We start from the raw sequence: 18,770 nt of genomic DNA on the forward strand, positions 1-18,770 counted from the left end.
ATCTTTATTTCCTTAGTAATAAAAAATATTAAGGAGGGTAATAAATGTATTTTGAATTTTGGATAATATTAGCAATTATATTGTTAATTGGAGAATTATTAACTGGAGGATTCTATTTATTATCAATAGGAATAGGATCAATAGTTGCTGCAATATTAAATTATCTTCAATTTAGCATAACAGTCCAAATTATCGCATTTATTTTAATCACATTAATTTTTATCTTAATCTCAAGGCCATTATACAAAGAATTAAATAAAAATACTATTGATAAAAAATCAAATACAGAAAGATTAGTTGGATTAAAAGCTAAAGTAACAGAAGATATTGATTCACATAAAATTGGAACTATTATTGTAAATGGAGAAGTTTGGAAAGCTATATCCGATGAAAAAATATCTAAAGAAGAAGTTGAAATTCTAGAAATAGAGGGGGTTAAGTTAAAAGTTAAAAAGTCAAATAATTAAATAAAATCAATAAAAATCTAAAAAGCAGAACAATAAAATAAAAATATCCAATAAAACTAAATTTAATAGAAATACTATTAAATAAGATGATTAAATAGTTAAATCCATTTAGAAGGTGAAAAAATGAACATTATTTTATTAATTTTAATCATAATAATCCTTATAATAATTGCATTAAAAACCTTGCAAATATTAAGACCTTATGAAAAAGGGGTTGTAGAAAGGTTAGGAAAATATAATAGAACTGTTGAAAGTGGTTTAAACATAATTATTCCATTTATAGAAACTTTAAGAAAAGTAGATTTAAGGGAACAGGTAGTTGATGTTCCTCCTCAAGAAGTAATTACAAAAGACAATACCGTTGTAATTGTGGATTGTGTAATCTTTTATGAAGTTATAGATGCATTTAATGCTGTTTATAATGTTGTAAACTTCTATCAAGCAATCACTAAACTTGCTCAAACCAATTTAAGAAATATAATTGGTGATTTAGAATTAGACCAAACTTTAACTTCAAGAGAAATGATCAATGCAGAATTACGTGAAGTTCTTGATGTAGCAACAGATAAATGGGGAACAAAAGTAGTTAGAGTAGAAATTCAAAGAATTGAACCTCCAAAGGATATTGTTGAAGCAATGAGTAAACAAATGAAAGCTGAAAGATTTAAAAGAGCTACCATTTTAGAATCTGAAGGTTATAAAGAATCTAAAATTAAAAAAGCTGAGGGAGATAAACAGTCTACAATTCTTGCAGCAGAAGCAGAAGCAGAAGCCATTAAACAAGTTGCAAATGCAGATAAATATAAAGAAATAGCTGTTGCTGAAGGTAAAGCAAAGGCTACTGAAATAACTTATAATGCAATCCATACTGGAAATCCAACTAATGATTTAATTGCTATTAAATATTTAGAGGCTCTTGAAAAAGTAGCTGACGGAAATGCTACTAAGATATTCCTACCAACCGAAGTTTCTGGAATTTTAGGATCTGTTGGAGGAATTGCTGAGTTGTTTAAAGAAGACTCTAAAGGGGTTAGAATTTTAGAAGGCTCTAGTAAAGAAATGCAAATTGATGAATCTAATGAAAAAACTGAATAAATAATTTTAGGTGATATTATGGCTAAAATGAGTTCAGTTTTCTTAGGATTTTTATTAACATTAGTTGTTTATCTATTCTTCGGACGCTATGAATTCTATGGTCTTTTGATAGTTGGATTTATAGTAGGATATATTTCCCAAGAAGGAATAGTTGGAGGAATGTGGAATGCAGCACTTGCAGGAGCATTTGGAACAATAGTATCAGCAATTTTATTCATAATACTCATTACCATCAGTGGAACTGCTTTAATGGGCGTACTTGGAGGACTTAGTGGATTTACCATATCAGGAATTACAAGTTTATTTGCAGTTATTTATGAAATAATTAAATATATGATTGTTATGGGAATAACTGGTGCTGTAGGTGGAGCTTTAACTAAACAAAAAAACTAAAAATTTATTTTTTCCTATTTTTAGTTTTTTTAAATTATTTTATCAAAATATAATTCAAAATATTATTTAATTAAAAAATATTAAACTTTAAATTATATGAAAAATAAAAATTTAATAAGATAAAATTTAATAAAATAATTTTGAGATAAGAAATATAATTTTAAAGTTTTAGGTGATTTAATGGTAGATGCAGAGAAAGGAAAAAGAGCTAAAGTAACTAAGAATAAAAATACTAATTTACCATATATAGATTTAAAATCATTGATATTTGGTGCAGCAGCATATGCATTTTTCCCACTTATGGCATATCAACATAATATAGACATTTTAATGGCATTTGCAGCAATTGGACCTATTTATATAGGTTATAGTGCAAAAACCAAAGTTAAAGCCATCCTTTTAGGTATTGTTGGTGCAACACCATTGCTTTATTTAGCATTTGGAGGGCTTTTAGGCCCTTATGGAGCATCAGAAATGGGGGATTTAATCATCACAATCACCATACTCAGTCTTGGTGGAATAATGGCATTCTTTGGATCTTACCTCTATAAAGATAGAGCAAAAACTAAAGAAGAATACGAAGAGGCAAGTAATGTTAAAGGAACTAAAAATATTCCTATAAACAAAGCAAAAAGGAAAAAATTCGAAGACAGCGGCAGTGTTAAAACTAATATCCGCAACCTTTTCTTACCAAGTAGAAAAAAGAAATAGAACAAATAAAACAAATTTTAATTAGAATTCAAAGGAATTCTAATACTTTTCTCTTTTTTAAGATCTTTAATTAAATTTATTAAACTATTAGAACTATTTTTAAATAAATAATTAGTTTCAACAATACCAAACTAATCCCAATACAATTAATAAAAAAAGTATAAAAACTAAAAAAAATTAAAAGAAAAGAAATAATAAAAGTATAAAAACTAAAAAAATTAAAAGAAAAGAAATAATAAAAGTATAAAAACTAAAAAAATTAAAAGAGAAGAAATAATAAAAGTATAAAAACTAAAAAAATTAAAAGAGAAGAAATATTAAATTTATGTAATAATCTTTTCAAATCCACCATTTTCTAATGCCATTTTAATTTCACGTGCAACTCTTCTTCCCATACTCATACCTTCACCATATTTAAGGTAGCTGTAAGAAGAACCTTCCATGAAAGTGTTAGTACCGCCATCAGTTCTTGCACTTGTTTCAAATACAACAACTTCAAGGTTATCATTTACAAGAGTTTGGATACAGAATGGACCATTTAAACCTGGTTTTACAAGTTCTGCAGCACTTTTAACTAATTTATCACCAATTTCAAATGCCTGTGGAAGTAATGATTCCCTCATAACAACTGGATGGTTACCAGTTACAACATAAGATGGACTAATATCAATAGATAATTGGTCTTTAGCAGGCATTCTTACAAATCCATCAATACTAGATTCATACCTACTATCCATACCCATAAGTTCCACTTCATCATTTAATGCAGAGTAGAAGTAGTGGATACAGTAATTACAACCAGATACATATTCTTCTATGTGAGCTTGTGCTACATCTTCATCTTCAATCCATCCACGTTCTTTCATTGCATCAATTTTATCATTAAATTCTTCAGGAGATGAAGCTACAAAGTATCCTCTTCCACCTCTTGCTCCAGGGAATTTAACCATTACAGCACGGTCAATTTTTGATGGATCATCATATTTCACGGGGATTCTAATTTTACCATTTACAAGTAATTGTCTTTCTAAGTCTCTTTCAGCTTCCCATCTTAAGATGTCTCTGTTACCAAACATAGGAACATTGAATTTATCTTCAACATTATCCAAACCTGCATATGCAACAAAAGACCCATGAGGAATAACAATTGCATTCATGTCTCTTAGCTTTTGCTGAACATCTTCATTTACAATATCTTTAAATTCATCAACCATAATGAATTCATCTGCAACTTTAAAACGTTCATAAGGTATTTCTCTACCTTTTTCACAGACAATAGCAGTTCTAAATCCTTCTTTTTTAGCACCATTAAGAATATGTAAAGAAGTGTGGCTACCTAAGGTAGCAATAGTAATATTTTCTTTATCATACCCTTCTAAAATCTCCAATATTTTATTTTTACTAACTTTTCCCATTTTTAATCTCCTGAATGAAATAATTTGTCAAAACAAAATCATAAAACTAAAAATAATGTTGAAACAAAATCATAAAACTAAAAATAATTTTATCAATAAATATATTATATTCTTATAAACTTATAAAGTTTTATTATTAACTTTCATATATAGCATATTAAAAACAAAAAATATATTTTCAAATTATGAAAAATGAGGCTTTTTTAAAAATCTAAAAAATTTTTTTAAAAAAAAAAACCAGAAAAATAATGGGCTTTTTTAAAAATCTAAAAATAAATTTTTTAAAAAAAACCAGAAAAATAAGAAAATTGATTAATTTTCTAATAAACTATATAGTTCATATAAAACAGAAATATTATTGTTATATTAAAAGTGATAAATAATATTAAAAAATTTAAAAAAAATTAATTTATTAAAAACAACGTGAAAATATGTTAATTGGATTAATATCAGATACCCATATTCCAGATAGAAGAGTCAAGCTTCCCCAAAAAGTTTTAGAAACTTTTAAAGATGTAGATTTAATTCTTCATGCAGGAGATATAACAAGTAAAAGTGTTATTGATGAATTAGAATCTATAGCTCCAGTAGTTGCAGTTGAAGGAAATATGGATAGGGTTGTTGGTGAGATGGATTTACCTGCCTCTAAGATTATTGAGGTAGAAGGGCATAAAATTGGGATTATTCATGGAGAAGTTTATCCAAGGGGAGATACACAAAATTTATATTACTCTGCATTAGAATTAGGAGTAGACATTCTCGTAAGTGGACATTCACATATAGCACAACTTGAAAAGATTAAAGATGTTATTTTAGTAAATCCAGGAAGCCCGACAAATCCACGATTATCTGATCCATCTGTTGCATTAATGGAAATAAATGGTGATGATATTAGTATAGAATTTGTTCAAACTGGAAGGCCAGTTTGTTCTGCATTAAATTTCTCGAAAAAAGCTAAAAAAGATAATTAAAGTGAATGAAAAAGACAATTAATTAAATTTAAATCTAATTATTTAAATAATAAGTCATTTAAACAAATTTTTGGAGGGTTAAAATGGGAAGTAAATGGCAGGTAGAAAAGAAAAAGGATCCCTATTATAAAAGAGCTAAAAGTGAAGAATATCGTTCAAGAGCATCATATAAACTTAAACAACTTGATAAAAAATATAAAATCATTAAAGAAGGAGATACTGTACTAGATTTAGGTGCTGCTCCAGGCGGATGGTCTCAAGTTGCTTTAGAAAAAGTAGGTGAAGAGGGAATAGTTGTAGGGGTAGATTTAAACAGAATCAAGCCCTTCCATGAAGCTAACTATTATGGTATTAGAGGAGACTTTACAAAAGAAATTGTTCAAGAGAAAATTATGGAATTAACTAATGGTAAGGTTAAAGTTTTAATCTCAGATGCTGCACCTTCATTAACTGGAGTTAAAGACTTGGACCAGTTAAGATCTGTTGATCTTGTTGAAACCGTCTTTAAAATTGCAGATAATCTTCTTGAAACTGAAGGAAATTTAGTAATTAAAGCCTTTCAAGGGTCTGAATACAAAAATCTTTTAGATAGTATAAAATATGATTTTAGAAAAGTAAAATCTACTAAACCACCATCATCAAGACAAAAAAGTAAAGAAATGTATATTGTAGGTTTAGGTTATAGGAAAGGTCCAAAAAAGAAAAAATAGTTAATTTTTAAAAAAATTAATATATAAAACTGATTCAAAACTGTATAATAAATAAAATTGATTTAAAAAAGCAATAAGTAGAAAAATAATGTATAAAAATAAAAAAAGTAAGTTAAATAAAAAGTATTATTTAACTGATAAACTGTTATAAGCTTCTTGAGCTATTTTTAAATCTTCTCTTGCTTGTTTTAATCTTTTATCAACTTCCTTAGCAGGTTTTCCCATCGATAATGCACTATCTACATCACTTAAATCATTTTGAAACCTTATAAGTTCTACTTGGGCATTGACAAATTCTCTTTCTAAAGTAATATTGTCCATAGCATAAATTTTATTACCTGTATTATTAAATTGAGCTTCTAAATTAGAATAATTAGATTTTAATTCAGCTAATTGATCATATTGAGTACCGGAAGATATTCCTCCAGTTAAATTAGAAGAAACTAAGCTAAAACCAACATAAGCAACTGCAGCAACAGTAGCGACAATCATTATAACTCCTAAAACAGAAATTAACATAGAAGTTGATTTAAATAGATTCAATCTTGATTTTCTCATAAATTCACCATAACATTATTTAAAAAAATAAACTCTAGTTATTACTTTTAAAATTACATATATTTAAAATTTTCAATTAAATAGTAAAAAATAAATTAAATATAAAAAAATAAGCAATTTAAAAAATTTATTGAATTGAAAAATCATAACAATATAAAAACAATTTTTCAAAAGGATTATATTGAGAAATTCAAAAATTAATTAAACTTTTATAATATTAGATTACAAAATATAATACAATGAATTCCACTAACAAAACAAAAACATCACTTGCTAAATTTGAAGAATTCTTCTCAACAATTTACAAAGATGATGTATTTGAAATTCTAGAAAAATATCCTGATGAAAGGTCGCTTAAAGTCAATTATGAAGACTTAGAGATGTTTGATCCTGATTTGGCAGATTTATTAATCGAAAAACCAGATGAGGTTATTGCAGCTTCACAAAAGGCTATTAAAAACATTGACCCATTAATGAAAGATGCTGAATTAAACATCAGATTTGAAAATCTCACAAACAATGTCCCATTAAGTGATTTATTAAGTAAATACATAGGTAACTTTGTATCTGCTGATGGAATTGTGAGAAAAACTGATGAGATTCGCCCAAGGATTGAAACTGGAGTATTTGAATGTAGAGGTTGTATGAGATTACATGAAGTAGAACAAACCTCTGGAAATCATATTATGGAACCTTCACTATGTAGTGAATGTGGAGGAAGGTCTTTTAGATTACTTCAAGAGGAATCTAAATATATTGATACACAAAGTGCAAGAATGCAAGAACCTTTAGAAAATTTATCTGGAGGAACTGAACCAAAACAAATGCTTATGGTTTTAGAAGATGATTTAGTAGATGAATTAAATCCTGGTGATAAGGTTAGAATCACAGGAACATTAAAAACATTTAGAGAAGAAAGAAGTGGAAAATTCAAAAATTACATCTATGTAAATCACATTGAAGCTCTTGAACAAGAATTTGAAGAATTGCAGCTTAGTGAAGAAGATGAGGCAAAAATCTTAGAATTATCTAAAGACCCTCATATACACGATAAAATTATCAATTCAACTGCACCATCAATTAAAGGTTATAGGGAAGTAAAGGAAGCTATTGCACTACAACTTTTCGGAGGAGCAGTTAAGGAACTAGAAGATCAAACTCGTTTAAGAGGAGATATTCATATCCTAATTGTTGGAGACCCAGGTATTGGTAAATCCCAAATACTTAAATATGTTTCTAAATTAGCTCCAAGAAGTGTTTACACCAGTGGTAAAGGTACATCTGGTGCAGGTTTAACTGCAGCGGCAGTTAGGGATGAACTTGGAGGTTGGTCTCTTGAAGCAGGTGCATTAGTACTTGGGGACCAAGGTAATGTATGTGTTGATGAATTGGATAAAATGCGCTCAGAAGATAGATCTGCACTTCACGAAGCTTTAGAACAGCAAACTGTAAGTATTGCTAAAGCTGGAATTATGGCAACATTAAATACCAGATGTTCTGTTCTTGCAGCAGCAAACCCTAAATTTGGTAGATTTGACAGATATAAAACTGTAGCAGACCAAATTGACTTACCTTCACCTATACTTTCTCGTTTTGATTTAACATTTGTAATTGAAGATAGGCCAAATGTAGAAAAAGATAGGGCTTTAGCTCAGCATATTCTTAGAATACACCAATCTTCAAATGTAGATTATGAAATAGAACCAGAATTACTTAGAAAATATATTGCTTATGCACGTAAGAATATTAATCCTGTTCTAACTGATGAAGCTACTAAGGTTTTAGAAGAGTTTTATGTTTCTGTAAGAAGTGGTGGAGTAGAAGAAGATACCCCTGTACCAATTACAGCAAGACAATTAGAAGCAATTATTCGTTTAGCTGAAGCTAGTGCAAAGCTTCAATTAAAAGATAAAGTAGAAGCTTCTGATGCACATAGAGCTATTACTTTACAAAGAAAATGTTTAGAAAAAGTTGGATTAGATCCAGAAACCGGTAAAATAGACATCGATAAAGTAGAAGGAAGAACTCCAACATCAGACAGAGATAGAATTAATAAAGTTATGTTAGAAATCGGAGCATTAGAAGAAGAATTTGATAAAGTTCCGATTAATGTTTTAAAAGAACACCTTGCTGAAAACTATGATATGAGTGAAGAGAAAGTTGATTCTATTTTAAAGCAACTTAAAAGCAAAGGACTTATATACGAGCCACGTAATGGCCTTGTAAAAAGACTTGAAAATTAATTAAATCAAATAAATTTTAGTTTGATTAATTTCAAGCATTCCTTTTTATTTTTAAAATACTTTAAAGGACTTTAGTTTATTTTTTAGTTTAATATTGATAAATACATTAAATTTTTTTTAGTTTACTAATCCTATTAATAAATACATTAAGTTTTTTAGTTTGCTAATTATATTTTTTAGTTTGCGGATTATATTAATAAATACATTAATAAATGATAAAAAATATAATTTATATTAATATAATTCAAATACTATTTTTTAACAAAAACTATTCATAAATTTTATTTGATTATACATTATTACAAATTAATTTTATTACTCCAAGAGGTGAAAAAATGGAAGATTATGAAAATTTATTAAACAGAGCTATCGATCAATTACCACCTGAGGTATTTGAGACAAAAAGATTTGAACCTGTAAAGGCATACTCTGTTATTCAAGGAAACAGAACATTTATTCAAAATTTCAAAGATGTAGCAGACTCCTTAAATAGAGACCCTCAACATGTATTAAAATACTTATTAAGAGAATTAGGTACTGCAGGTAACTTAGAAGGAGTAAGAGCAATTTTACAAGGTAAATTTAATCATTTTTTAATCAATGAAAGAATTGATGAATATATCGAAAAATATGTTATCTGTCAGGAATGTAACAGACCGGATACTAGTATCATAAGAGAAGATAGAATATTTATCTTAAAATGTGCAGCATGCGGTGCAAAAGCTCCCCTTAAACCATTATAATCTCTCTTTTCTTTATTTTTTTAAATTTTTTAAAATTCTTGCTTTCAAGTATATATTACTATAAATATTTTTTTATTTTAACTTAGAGTGTTTTAAATGTTTTGTCCAGAATGTGGTGCAACAGATGTTGAAATGATAGATGGAATCTGCAAAAACTGTTTTTTAAAAAAATTTCAACTTATAGAAATCCCAGAAAATATCACTGTAACTATCTGTAAACACTGTAATGCTAAATTAGAAGAGGGAAAATGGAAAGATGAATACCTCATAGAAGACGAAATCATCTATAGAGCATTAGAGCGAAATATAACTATTGCTGATTTAGCAGAAAATGAAGAGATTGAACTTGAAATTGAGCAAATGAGAGGAACAATTGCAGAATGTTATGTTGAAGCAGTTGCAAGTGTTTTAGGTGAAGATGTTATTGAAACACACAGCCCAAATGTAAAAATTAATTATTCCGTTTGTCCTGATTGTAGCAAAAGAAATGCAGGATACTACGAAGCAGTAATTCAATTACGTGCAGATGATAGGGAACTTAAAGAAGAAGAAATTGAAAAGTCAGAGGAAATAATTCATAGAACCCTTGAAAAACAATTTAAAAAAGATAAATTAGCTTATATTCCACAAGTTTCTAAACTTAAAGAAGGAAATGATTATTATATCGGTTCATTAAAATCTTCTAAAAAAATTGTAGAACATCTTAAAGGGGAATTTGGAGGAACTACTAAAGAATCTCCAAGACTCATTAGTGAAGATAAATCAACCGGAAAAGGATTATATAGAATCTGGATATCTATAAGACTTCCTAAATTCTTAAAGGGAGATTTTGTAAAATATAATGAAAAGATATATCAAATTAATGATATCGATGGAAATAGAATACAAGTTATTAATTTAGATACTGGAGATGAAATAGCTTTAAAATGGAGAGAATATGATTCTATTGAAAAAATGGAAGATTTAAACGGCCTTCAAAAGGCCATTATTACAGCTAAATCTCCAAAGTCCATTCAAATTCTTGATCCCGATGATTATAGCCCAATAGATTTAGAAATGAATAAAAAACTAGAAAACTATAATATTGGTGAAGAAATCGATGTAATAAAAATTGAAGGTAAAATTTTTATTGTTTAAAATATTTTAAATAGTTAAAAAATATTTAAAATAGGCCTAAAATATTTTAAATAGTTAAAAAATATTAAAAATAAGGCTAAAATATTTAAAATATGACTAAAATATTTTCAAATGCTAATTAGAAAAATATAATAAGAAACTATCATAATTTTAAAATCATCAAAATTAATTACAAAAGTAAAAGTGCGATTATTAAAAATCATCAAAATTAATTACAAAAGTAAAAGTGTGATTATATGAACATAGAAGAAAAAATTGAATTAATTCAAGAAGGAACTTTAGAAATCATTGATATAGATGAATTAAAAGAAAAGCTCAATAAAGAAAATCCTATAGCTTATACTGGATATGAACCTTCTGGAAAAATTCATTTAGGTCATGCAGTAACAATAATGAAACTTAAACAATTACAGAATTTAGGATTTAAAATCAAAATTTTACTTGCAGATTATCATGCTTTCTTAAATGGAAAAGGAACTGTAGAAGAAATAGCTGAAACTGCTAAATACAATAAAAAGTGCTTCCAAGGATTAGGATTAGCTGAAGACACCGAATATATTCTAGGTTCCTCTTTTCAAACTGGAAGTGATTACACTAATGATGTTTACCAATTAGCTACATTGACTACCTTAAAAAGAGCAAAAAGAAGTATGGATCAAGTTAGTAGACATGATGATAACCCAAAAGTAGCTAGTGTAGTTTACCCACTTATGCAAACTGTAGATATGTCTGCCTTAGAGGTTGATGTTGCTTTAGGTGGTATGGAGCAGAGAAAAATACAAATGTTAGCAAGAGAAAACTTGCCAAGAATAGGAAAAGAATCACCTGTTTGTATTCACACTCCTTTAATTCATGGACTTGATGGTGATGAAAAAATGTCCTCTAGTAAAGGAAATTACATCGCTGTTGATGATGATGAAAAAACTATTAAAGAAAAAATTAGAAAAAGCTACTGTCCACAAGGAGAGCTAGAAGGAAATCCTATTTTAGAAATTGCAGATTATTTCGTTTTCACACAACAAGATACTTTAGTTATAGAAAGACCTGAAAAATTTGGTGGAAACTTAGAATTAACTAAAGATGAATTATACGAAATCTATGGTGAAGGTAACTTACATCCAATGGATTTGAAAAATGCAATAACTAAATTCTTAATTGAATTCTTAAAACCAGTAAGAGACTTTATGAATTCAGACCAATAAAAACAATTGTAATATAATAGCCAATAATGTTATAATAATATCATAACAATATCGTGACAAATATTATAGTAATAATATAAAATTAATGAGAATTATTTAATTTTAAAATAAATATTAAAAAGAGGGATAGAATGGAAGAAGAACAGGTATATGAAATGAAACTTAGCAATGGAATTGGAGAACAAATGCTTGCTCATGTTTTTGAAAAGTTTGATGTTGAACTTAAGCAAACTGAATATGGGCCTAAACTTCAAGGAACAAAGGAAGAACTTGAAAAAGTACAAGAATACATCGTTCAAGTAATGAAAGAAAGATTAGATGAACTAGATAGATAATTATTATTAACTATCTTTTTATTTTAATTATTCTTTAAATTCTTTCTATTTTTCTAAAAAAATATCTAAATACTTTTCTATTTCAATACTATGAAATACAGTCTTTACAGATATCAAATAATGGAGCTACTGTTTTTTTAATATCGGAAGATACCTTATTTGGACCATTATTTGCATCAATTATTTTAAAATTTTCATTAGATCTTGCTAAGTCTAAGTAATTCTGTTTTACTCCAGTTAAAAACTCTTCATTTTCAAATTCATCAGTTCCTTCACATCTTTCAACAGATTTTTTAACATCTAAATCTAAAAGCAGGACTAAATCTGGAATTTTAGCATATTTATTTATCTCTTTAATCCAATTTTGTGGCTTTTGATAAACTAAACTTGAATAAAAAGATCTATCACTAATAACAACCCTATTTTCACTTTCTAATTTTTCAATTTTATCCATCAAGATTAACCTATCTGCAGCAAATAAAAGTCCTAATGTTTTTTGCATAGTGTCAGTTGTAGCATCAGAACGAGTTAAGAGTTTACGAATAAGTTTCCCTACTTCTAAGTCAGTTGGCTCAACAATTGTTTCAACATTTAAACCATTACTCTCTAACCATTCTTTTAAGAGATTAATTTGAGTTGATTTTCCAGCACCATCTATTCCTTCTAATACAATATACATAAATAAAAATTTATTTTTAAAATATATAATTTTATGTAATTTTAAGAATTTTTAAAAAGTTTTCATAAACCCTTATAAAGAACAATATAACAATTCCATATAATATTAAAAATATGTATATAATAAAATTAACATAATTATTGATAGTTAAATTATTAAATTAAAATATTTAAAAATAAAAAATTTAAAAATAAAAAACAAAATATTTAAGAATAAAACAAATTTATCATAAAAATACAGTTAAAATTATAGGAGATTAATTAATGACATTAGCTGAATTATTAGCACCTGCTGGAGACTATGACATACTAGTTACAGCAGTGAATGCTGGAGCAGATGCTGTTTATATATCTGGAGAAAGATTTGGAGCAAGAGCATTTGCTAAAAACTTTTCTCTTGAAGAAATAGAAAAAAGTGTAGAGTATGCTCATTTAAATGGAGTGAAAATACATGTAACTGTAAACACTTTAATAAACAACTTTGAAGTTGTAGACATTGTAAAATACTTATTTAATTTATATAAAATAGGTGTTGATGCAGTTATTGTACAGGATTTAGGAATAATTGAATTAATTAAAAGCCTTATACCTAAACTTGAAGTTCATGCCTCTACACAAATGACATTAAGTGATTATGATTGTATTTTATGGGCTGTTGAAAATGGAATCTCTAGAATAGTTTTCCCACGTGAGCTAAGTGTGGATAAAATCTCTGAAATCTCTTCAAAATTAAAAGAATCCAATATAAATATAGAATTTGAAGTATTTGGACATGGTGCTCTTTGTTACTCCTTTAGTGGAAATTGTTATATATCATCATATAACAGCGGACGTAGCGGAAACAGAGGAGCATGTGCACAGCCTTGTCGTAAGCAATACAAATTAAAATATAAAAACTACAATGTAGGGAATGGATTTTTATTATCAACTCATGATCTAGCAGTTAATAAAGGTCTGGACAAAATAGAAAAGGCAGGAGTCTTTTCACTTAAATTAGAAGGGCGTATGAAATCTGCAGATTATGTAGGAACTATTGTAAATGCATATAGACATTTAATTGATGGTGATGAAGGAGATTATGAAAAAGATTTGAGTCTTGTATTTAATAGGCAATTTACAGATGGTTATATTCTCAATCAAAAGCCTGGACAAGTTTTAGGTAGGGAAAGTTCTGGGCATGAAGGAGTATATATTGGAAAAATCATAGAGCAAGAAGGAGATTTGATAACCATCTCTAAAGAAAATGAGGAATTTTCAATAAACCTCGACATTGGAGATGGAATTGGATTTAAATACAAAGATAAAATAAAGGGAATTTATATTGATAATATTAAAGAGCAAACTGATAAATACATAAAGCTTGAAACAACAAGAAATGTTCGAAAAGGAGATAAAGTACTTTTAAGTTATTCAAAATCTACCCATGACAACCTTAAAAAGTTCCACAAGGAAACAATTAAGCAAAACATCCCATTGTCATTAGATATTAAATGGAGAGATGATTTAAGATTAAATATTGATGCTAAATTTAAGATTGTAGAGAAAGGAATAAATAATGAAAATAAGGAAGAGGAATTTAGTTTTAGCTATATTTCAGATGCAAAATTTGAAAAAGCCCAAAAAAGACCTGTAAGTGAAGAAGATATTAAAAAACAAATGTTAAAAACAGGTTCAACATCATTTTATATCGATAGTTTAACTATAAATAATATGCCAGAGAATAGCTTTATCCCTATTGGAAAGCTTAATAAAATAAGACGTGATGTTCTTGATAAGGCTAGAAAATTATTATTAAATCATTATAAACCAAAGAAAAAAGAAATCATAGCTACAAGCAAAGTAGTAAATCAATTTATAAAGGAATATGAATCTTTTAATGAAATTCCAATTAGAAAGGAAAAATTAAATCTTTCAATATTTGCAGATAATTTAGAACTTTTAAAAATAAGCTCTGAATTGCCAATTCATAAATACTTCTTTGACCCATCTTTTTCATTTAATAGTCAGGAAGCATATTTCAACAATGTAAAAAATCTCTTAAAAGAGACCTATTCCATTGTTTATAAAAGAAAAGAAAAGGCAGAAGAGAGGCTAGTTTGGGTTTTATCCTCATTTATTAGTGATGAAGAAATAGAAAAAGCCAGTAAAATCGTTAATGAATTAGAAAAAGAAGGATTTAAAATACCAATAATGTATGACACCCCAGGAATAGCTAAAAGCTTTAAAAACAAAGTTTATGGAAATCATAATTTAAATGTTTGGAATAGCTATAATGTTAAAAACTTATCTAAATCCGGATTTAAAAGTTTAATTTTATCTTCTGAATTATCCCATAAAGAGATAAAGGAACTGGTTTCTAAATATCAATTTATTAAAAATATCAACAATGAAAATAATCAAGAGGAAATTGATTTAAATATAATCATACAAGGAAACCTAGAGGTTATGACTAGTAAAGACGATTTCTCAAATCTTAATGATGGAAAGGACTTTATAATTAATGATTCATCGGATTATGCAATATTAGAAGATAAAAAACGTAAAAAATTTAAATATAAAGTGGTATTTGATTATAACAAACATAGCCATTTTATTAATAAGGATTGTTTATGCTTAATAGATGAGGTAGAATTAATTAAAGATAGTGGAGTGAACTCTGTAATAATCGATTGTAGATTCTCCAGTCCACAATACAGCTCTACAATCATCTCACTTTATTCACAAGCATTAAAAGAAGATAATACTTATGATTTAAACTTATTAAAAGAACAGATAGAAAATATAAGCTTATCAAGATTAAATAAGGGAAACTTCATCAATGGAAGAATCCATGAAAAAGCATTTAAAAAACATTGAATAAAAAATCATTTGAAATTACTTGAGGAGAAAGAATGAAATTACCTGAATTACTTGCACCTGTAGGATCTCTCGAGCATTTAAAAACAGCTATACTGTCTGGTGCAAATTCCATTTATTTATCTGGTGAAAACTTTGGAGCAAGAAGACATGCTGAAAACTTCTCAGTCCCTGAGATAAGAGAAGCGGTAAAATATGCTCATTTACATAATGTAAAAGTTTACCTTACAGTAAATACCCTAATTAAAGAAGGAGAACTAGAGAAAATCACCAGCTATCTTCTTGAACTATATGAAATAGGGGTTGATGCAGTACTTATCCAAGACATTGGCCTTATAAAAATTATTAAAGAAAACATTCCCAAACTTAGAATTCATGCATCTACACAGATGAATATTCATAATATTGAAGCTATAAAATGGGCATCAAAGCAAGGTATAAAAAGAGTTGTTCTCCCTAGAGAAACAAAATTAAATGAACTTAAAGAAATCATTGACTATGCACACTTATTAAATATAGAAATAGAGATATTTGCACATGGAGCTCTCTGTTATAGCTATTCAGGACATTGCTTGTTATCTTCCCTACAAGGTGGAAGAAGTGGAAATAGAGGAACTTGTGCTCAGCCATGCAGAGAAAGATATGAATTAAATATTAATAAATCTAAGAAAATAAAGCCAAAAACAGAGGGAGATTATCTCCTATCACCAAAAGACCTATCATTATACGAACATCTTGATGAAATAGTTAATTTAGAAATAGATAGTATAAAAATTGAAGGTAGAATGAGAAGTAATGACTATGTGGCAACTGTAGTTAAAAACTATAGAAAAAGACTTAATAGGCTAAGATATGATAAGAGGTCCCAAAAAATAAACAGAAGCATAAAGGAATTGGAAAGAAAAAGTAAAGGTAAAAAAGGAAGAAATAGTGATTTTAAAAAGATTAGGGATAAAGAAAATATTACTCATCTAAAAGAGGAACAAAAGCTAGAAAACTTAGAATCTCTTGAAGAGATAGATTTAGTTTTTAATAGAGAGTTTACAACAGGACACCTTATTCCTAAAAACAATCCCATGATTATGAATCGTAAAAAACCAGGCCATCAAGGATTATACATTGGAAAAATCCACAGATACAACCTAGAAACCGAAGAAATACATATCTTATTAAAAGATAATTTAATACACATTCCAGAAAAAGGAGATGGAATATTAATTGAAACTAATCCTAATTTAAAGGACAATCGAGAAAACATAAGAAAAACTAAGAAAACAAACAATGAAAAAACAAAAACAAAGCAAGATAAAAGAAGTAGGAGAAAAGAAAAAAGAATTAGAAATGAAATTAATCAAAATAATCAATCTAATGATGTTATTCAAAGATATGGATTTGACATATCTTCAAAACCTATTTTAAAAGATTCAAAGGATAAGCATTGGAGAAAAAGAGAAAAGGATAAAGATATTGAAGGGAAAGTATTAGTTATTAGAATAGTTAGAGAAAATAAGAGAATTGCATTTCCATTAACTAAAGGTTCAAAGGTCTATTTAACTAAGAAAAATTCCCTATTAAAAGAAGTTAAAGATCTTCAAAATAAAAAAGAAGAACACAATATTAAAAAGTCATTATTAGAGCTTTACTTTAGAATAGACAGTGCTAATTATCCCCATTTAAAAGGTAATTTAAAACTAGATAATGGTAAGGTGATTACCCTTAAGATTAAAGGTGAGAAAGCATGGGAGGAGGCAATTAAAAAACCAATATCTGATGAAACAATTAAAAGACAATTATTAAAAATTGGAGATTTACCTTATTATATTGAAAAAATTACAGTAAAGAATAATAAAAGATTGTTCTCTCCAATAAGTGAGATAAATGAACTTAGAAGAAATTTCTTTAATAAGCTTGAAGAGAAAATAATAGAAAGCTATAAGCCAAAAGATGAAGATTTAAAAATAGCTGAAGAGAATATAAAGAACCTAAATGAAAATTTAAGAAAAAAAATAGATTTAAAATCAAAAGTTAAGAGCAATTTAGAAAATATAGAAAATGATAAAAATAGTTACAATTTATCAGCATATATAAATAGCTTAGAAATATTAAAAGAATTAAATAAAGGGAATGAATCTATTTTTAATAGAATTTATTTAGAAATACCTGCAGATAAAGACTTTGAAGAAATCAGTCAGGGCTTTATAAACAATCCACTGGAAAACAATGAATTGAACATTAGTTATTCTGTTAATTTCTTAAAAGAAGCTATTGAAATATCACAAACCCAAGATTATAAATTAATTTGGAAGCTGCCAGATATTGCACATAAACAAACAAAGGAGTATATAATAAAAATTATAGGAATTCTTAGGAAAATGAATTTGGATATTGACATTATGACTAGTTTAATTGGATTAGACGATGCATTAAAAGATAAGTTCCATCTTGAACTTTATGGAAATTATCCATTAAATATATATAATATAGAGACTGTATTAGAGTTAAATAATTTTGAGCTTCTGTCTATATCTCCCGAGTTATATAAGAAAAATATTAAAGATTTAATGGAAAGTTACTACAAAGAACTATCTAAAAATAAGGATAATAAGGATAATAAGGATAACAATAGAGACAATAATGAGAACAATAGGACTAATAATGACAATAAACTTCCAGAATTAGAATTGTTGGTTCACGGAAATATAGAATCTATGATTACAAGAAAAGAACTTATTTCCAAAAAGCAATTAAAACTTATTAATAAATATACTAAAAAACAAAGAAAGGAAAATAATCATAATAAAGAAAATTCTATAAATCAGAATAACGATTATTATATTGATTCAAATGAATACTATCTGAAAAATAGAAAAGGACAATATTATCCTATAAAAACCAGTTTAAATGAAGATAATTTAATAATATTAAACTCTGAAGAATTTTGTTTATTTGATGAGATAAATTACTTAAAATCAGTGGGAATTTCTAACTTTTCAATAGATTTAAGATGGAAGCCATTAGAATACATTAAAGAAATTGGAAAAGTCTACAGAGACATTATTTATGATAAGGAAAATAATATGGAGGAATCCAGGAAAACAATTGATACTTATTGTCCTAATTTAACAAAAGCTAATTTTGAAAAGGGATTAAAATAACCGATGATAAATTTCTAAAATTATCAAAATAGTAAAAATTACTAAAATTGCCAAAATTATTAAAATAGTAAAAATCATTAAAATTACTAAAATTACTAAAA

16 protein-coding genes are annotated in these 18,770 nt (G+C 27.3%); 13 read left to right on the top strand and 3 right to left on the bottom strand.

Going from position 1 to position 18,770, the window contains the following annotated elements; translation table 11 throughout:
* The first annotated feature begins 44 nt into the window (after positions 1-44).
* The 4 genes from BM020_RS03340 (at position 45) to BM020_RS03355 (ending at position 2,666) form a co-directional block, all read left to right on the top strand.
* Positions 45-467, top strand: coding sequence for an NfeD family protein (locus BM020_RS03340; RefSeq protein ID WP_074798198.1), 423 nt, complete (start codon positions 45-47; stop codon positions 465-467).
* A gap of 123 nt (positions 468-590) precedes the next feature.
* Positions 591-1,562: an SPFH domain-containing protein gene (locus BM020_RS03345; protein WP_074798200.1), complete on the top strand. Its 972-nt coding sequence runs from the start codon at positions 591-593 to the stop codon at positions 1,560-1,562.
* An 18-nt stretch (positions 1,563-1,580) separates the two neighbouring features.
* Complete coding sequence (locus BM020_RS03350) at positions 1,581-1,955, top strand: DUF5518 domain-containing protein (protein WP_074798202.1); 375 nt, start codon at positions 1,581-1,583, stop codon at positions 1,953-1,955.
* A 180-nt stretch (positions 1,956-2,135) separates the two neighbouring features.
* Entirely contained in the window at positions 2,136-2,666 is a 531-nt protein-coding gene (locus BM020_RS03355; RefSeq protein WP_067145549.1) for a UbiA family prenyltransferase, read from the top strand.
* A gap of 323 nt (positions 2,667-2,989) precedes the next feature.
* Here BM020_RS03355 and BM020_RS03360 read toward each other — a convergent pair whose 3' ends face one another.
* The gene (locus tag BM020_RS03360; RefSeq protein ID WP_067145547.1) at positions 2,990-4,081 is read right to left on the bottom strand and encodes a formate--phosphoribosylaminoimidazolecarboxamide ligase; all 1,092 of its coding nucleotides are present in this window, start codon (positions 4,079-4,081) and stop codon (positions 2,990-2,992) included.
* Between the two features lie 431 nt (positions 4,082-4,512).
* Between BM020_RS03360 and BM020_RS03365 the strand changes: the two genes are divergently transcribed.
* Both BM020_RS03365 and BM020_RS03370 read left to right on the top strand, forming a co-directional pair.
* Positions 4,513-5,052: a YfcE family phosphodiesterase gene (locus BM020_RS03365; protein ID WP_067145545.1), complete on the top strand. Its 540-nt coding sequence runs from the start codon at positions 4,513-4,515 to the stop codon at positions 5,050-5,052.
* 83 nt (positions 5,053-5,135) lie between these two features.
* Positions 5,136-5,762 (top strand): RlmE family RNA methyltransferase, encoded by a 627-nt coding sequence (locus BM020_RS03370; RefSeq protein ID WP_067145542.1) that lies wholly within the window; start codon positions 5,136-5,138, stop codon positions 5,760-5,762.
* A gap of 126 nt (positions 5,763-5,888) precedes the next feature.
* Here BM020_RS03370 and BM020_RS03375 read toward each other — a convergent pair whose 3' ends face one another.
* The gene (locus tag BM020_RS03375) at positions 5,889-6,320 is read right to left on the bottom strand and encodes a hypothetical protein (protein ID WP_067145541.1); all 432 of its coding nucleotides are present in this window, start codon (positions 6,318-6,320) and stop codon (positions 5,889-5,891) included.
* A 239-nt stretch (positions 6,321-6,559) separates the two neighbouring features.
* On the opposite strand from BM020_RS03375, the gene mcm reads away from it, so the two are divergent.
* The 5 genes from mcm (at position 6,560) to BM020_RS03400 (ending at position 11,980) form a co-directional block, all read left to right on the top strand.
* Positions 6,560-8,563, top strand: coding sequence for a minichromosome maintenance protein MCM (gene mcm, locus BM020_RS03380; RefSeq protein WP_067145540.1), 2,004 nt, complete (start codon positions 6,560-6,562; stop codon positions 8,561-8,563).
* A 335-nt stretch (positions 8,564-8,898) separates the two neighbouring features.
* On the top strand, positions 8,899-9,306 hold the full coding sequence (locus BM020_RS03385; protein ID WP_067145539.1) for a translation initiation factor IF-2 subunit beta: 408 nt from the start codon (positions 8,899-8,901) through the stop codon (positions 9,304-9,306).
* 96 nt (positions 9,307-9,402) lie between these two features.
* Positions 9,403-10,443 carry a 60S ribosomal export protein NMD3 gene (locus tag BM020_RS03390; protein WP_074798204.1) on the top strand — a complete coding sequence of 347 codons (1,041 nt, stop codon included), beginning with the start codon at positions 9,403-9,405 and terminating at the stop codon, positions 10,441-10,443.
* A 236-nt stretch (positions 10,444-10,679) separates the two neighbouring features.
* On the top strand, positions 10,680-11,645 hold the full coding sequence (locus BM020_RS03395) for a tyrosine--tRNA ligase (RefSeq protein WP_074798206.1): 966 nt from the start codon (positions 10,680-10,682) through the stop codon (positions 11,643-11,645).
* A gap of 131 nt (positions 11,646-11,776) precedes the next feature.
* Positions 11,777-11,980, top strand: coding sequence for a hypothetical protein (locus BM020_RS03400; protein WP_067145533.1), 204 nt, complete (start codon positions 11,777-11,779; stop codon positions 11,978-11,980).
* An 88-nt stretch (positions 11,981-12,068) separates the two neighbouring features.
* Here BM020_RS03400 and tmk read toward each other — a convergent pair whose 3' ends face one another.
* Positions 12,069-12,659, bottom strand: coding sequence for a dTMP kinase (tmk, locus tag BM020_RS03405; RefSeq protein WP_067145531.1), 591 nt, complete (start codon positions 12,657-12,659; stop codon positions 12,069-12,071).
* Between the two features lie 263 nt (positions 12,660-12,922).
* Here tmk and BM020_RS03410 point away from each other — a divergent pair, with 263 nt between their 5' ends.
* On the top strand, positions 12,923-15,514 hold the full coding sequence (locus BM020_RS03410) for a U32 family peptidase (protein WP_074798208.1): 2,592 nt from the start codon (positions 12,923-12,925) through the stop codon (positions 15,512-15,514).
* Positions 15,515-15,549: 35 nt separating this feature from the next.
* Complete coding sequence (locus BM020_RS03415; RefSeq protein ID WP_074798210.1) at positions 15,550-18,669, top strand: U32 family peptidase; 3,120 nt, start codon at positions 15,550-15,552, stop codon at positions 18,667-18,669.
* Positions 18,670-18,770: the final 101 nt, after the last annotated feature.

It is taken from the genome of Methanobrevibacter olleyae, from assembly GCF_900114585.1.
Lineage (GTDB): Archaea > Methanobacteriota > Methanobacteria > Methanobacteriales > Methanobacteriaceae > Methanobrevibacter > Methanobrevibacter olleyae.

Coding starts and splice junctions, on each gene's coding strand:
- BM020_RS03375 (WP_067145541.1), bottom strand. CDS start 6,320: ATGAGAAAATCAAGATTGAATCTATTTAAATCAACTTCTATGTTAATT.
- mcm (WP_067145540.1), top strand. CDS start 6,560: ATGAATTCCACTAACAAAACAAAAACATCACTTGCTAAATTTGAAGAA.
- BM020_RS03390 (WP_074798204.1), top strand. CDS start 9,403: ATGTTTTGTCCAGAATGTGGTGCAACAGATGTTGAAATGATAGATGGA.
- BM020_RS03350 (WP_074798202.1), top strand. CDS start 1,581: ATGGCTAAAATGAGTTCAGTTTTCTTAGGATTTTTATTAACATTAGTT.
- BM020_RS03370 (WP_067145542.1), top strand. CDS start 5,136: ATGGGAAGTAAATGGCAGGTAGAAAAGAAAAAGGATCCCTATTATAAA.
- BM020_RS03345 (WP_074798200.1), top strand. CDS start 591: ATGAACATTATTTTATTAATTTTAATCATAATAATCCTTATAATAATT.
- BM020_RS03360 (WP_067145547.1), bottom strand. CDS start 4,081: ATGGGAAAAGTTAGTAAAAATAAAATATTGGAGATTTTAGAAGGGTAT.
- BM020_RS03395 (WP_074798206.1), top strand. CDS start 10,680: ATGAACATAGAAGAAAAAATTGAATTAATTCAAGAAGGAACTTTAGAA.
- BM020_RS03365 (WP_067145545.1), top strand. CDS start 4,513: ATGTTAATTGGATTAATATCAGATACCCATATTCCAGATAGAAGAGTC.
- BM020_RS03415 (WP_074798210.1), top strand. CDS start 15,550: ATGAAATTACCTGAATTACTTGCACCTGTAGGATCTCTCGAGCATTTA.
- BM020_RS03355 (WP_067145549.1), top strand. CDS start 2,136: ATGGTAGATGCAGAGAAAGGAAAAAGAGCTAAAGTAACTAAGAATAAA.
- BM020_RS03400 (WP_067145533.1), top strand. CDS start 11,777: ATGGAAGAAGAACAGGTATATGAAATGAAACTTAGCAATGGAATTGGA.
- BM020_RS03340 (WP_074798198.1), top strand. CDS start 45: ATGTATTTTGAATTTTGGATAATATTAGCAATTATATTGTTAATTGGA.
- tmk (WP_067145531.1), bottom strand. CDS start 12,659: ATGTATATTGTATTAGAAGGAATAGATGGTGCTGGAAAATCAACTCAA.
- BM020_RS03410 (WP_074798208.1), top strand. CDS start 12,923: ATGACATTAGCTGAATTATTAGCACCTGCTGGAGACTATGACATACTA.
- BM020_RS03385 (WP_067145539.1), top strand. CDS start 8,899: ATGGAAGATTATGAAAATTTATTAAACAGAGCTATCGATCAATTACCA.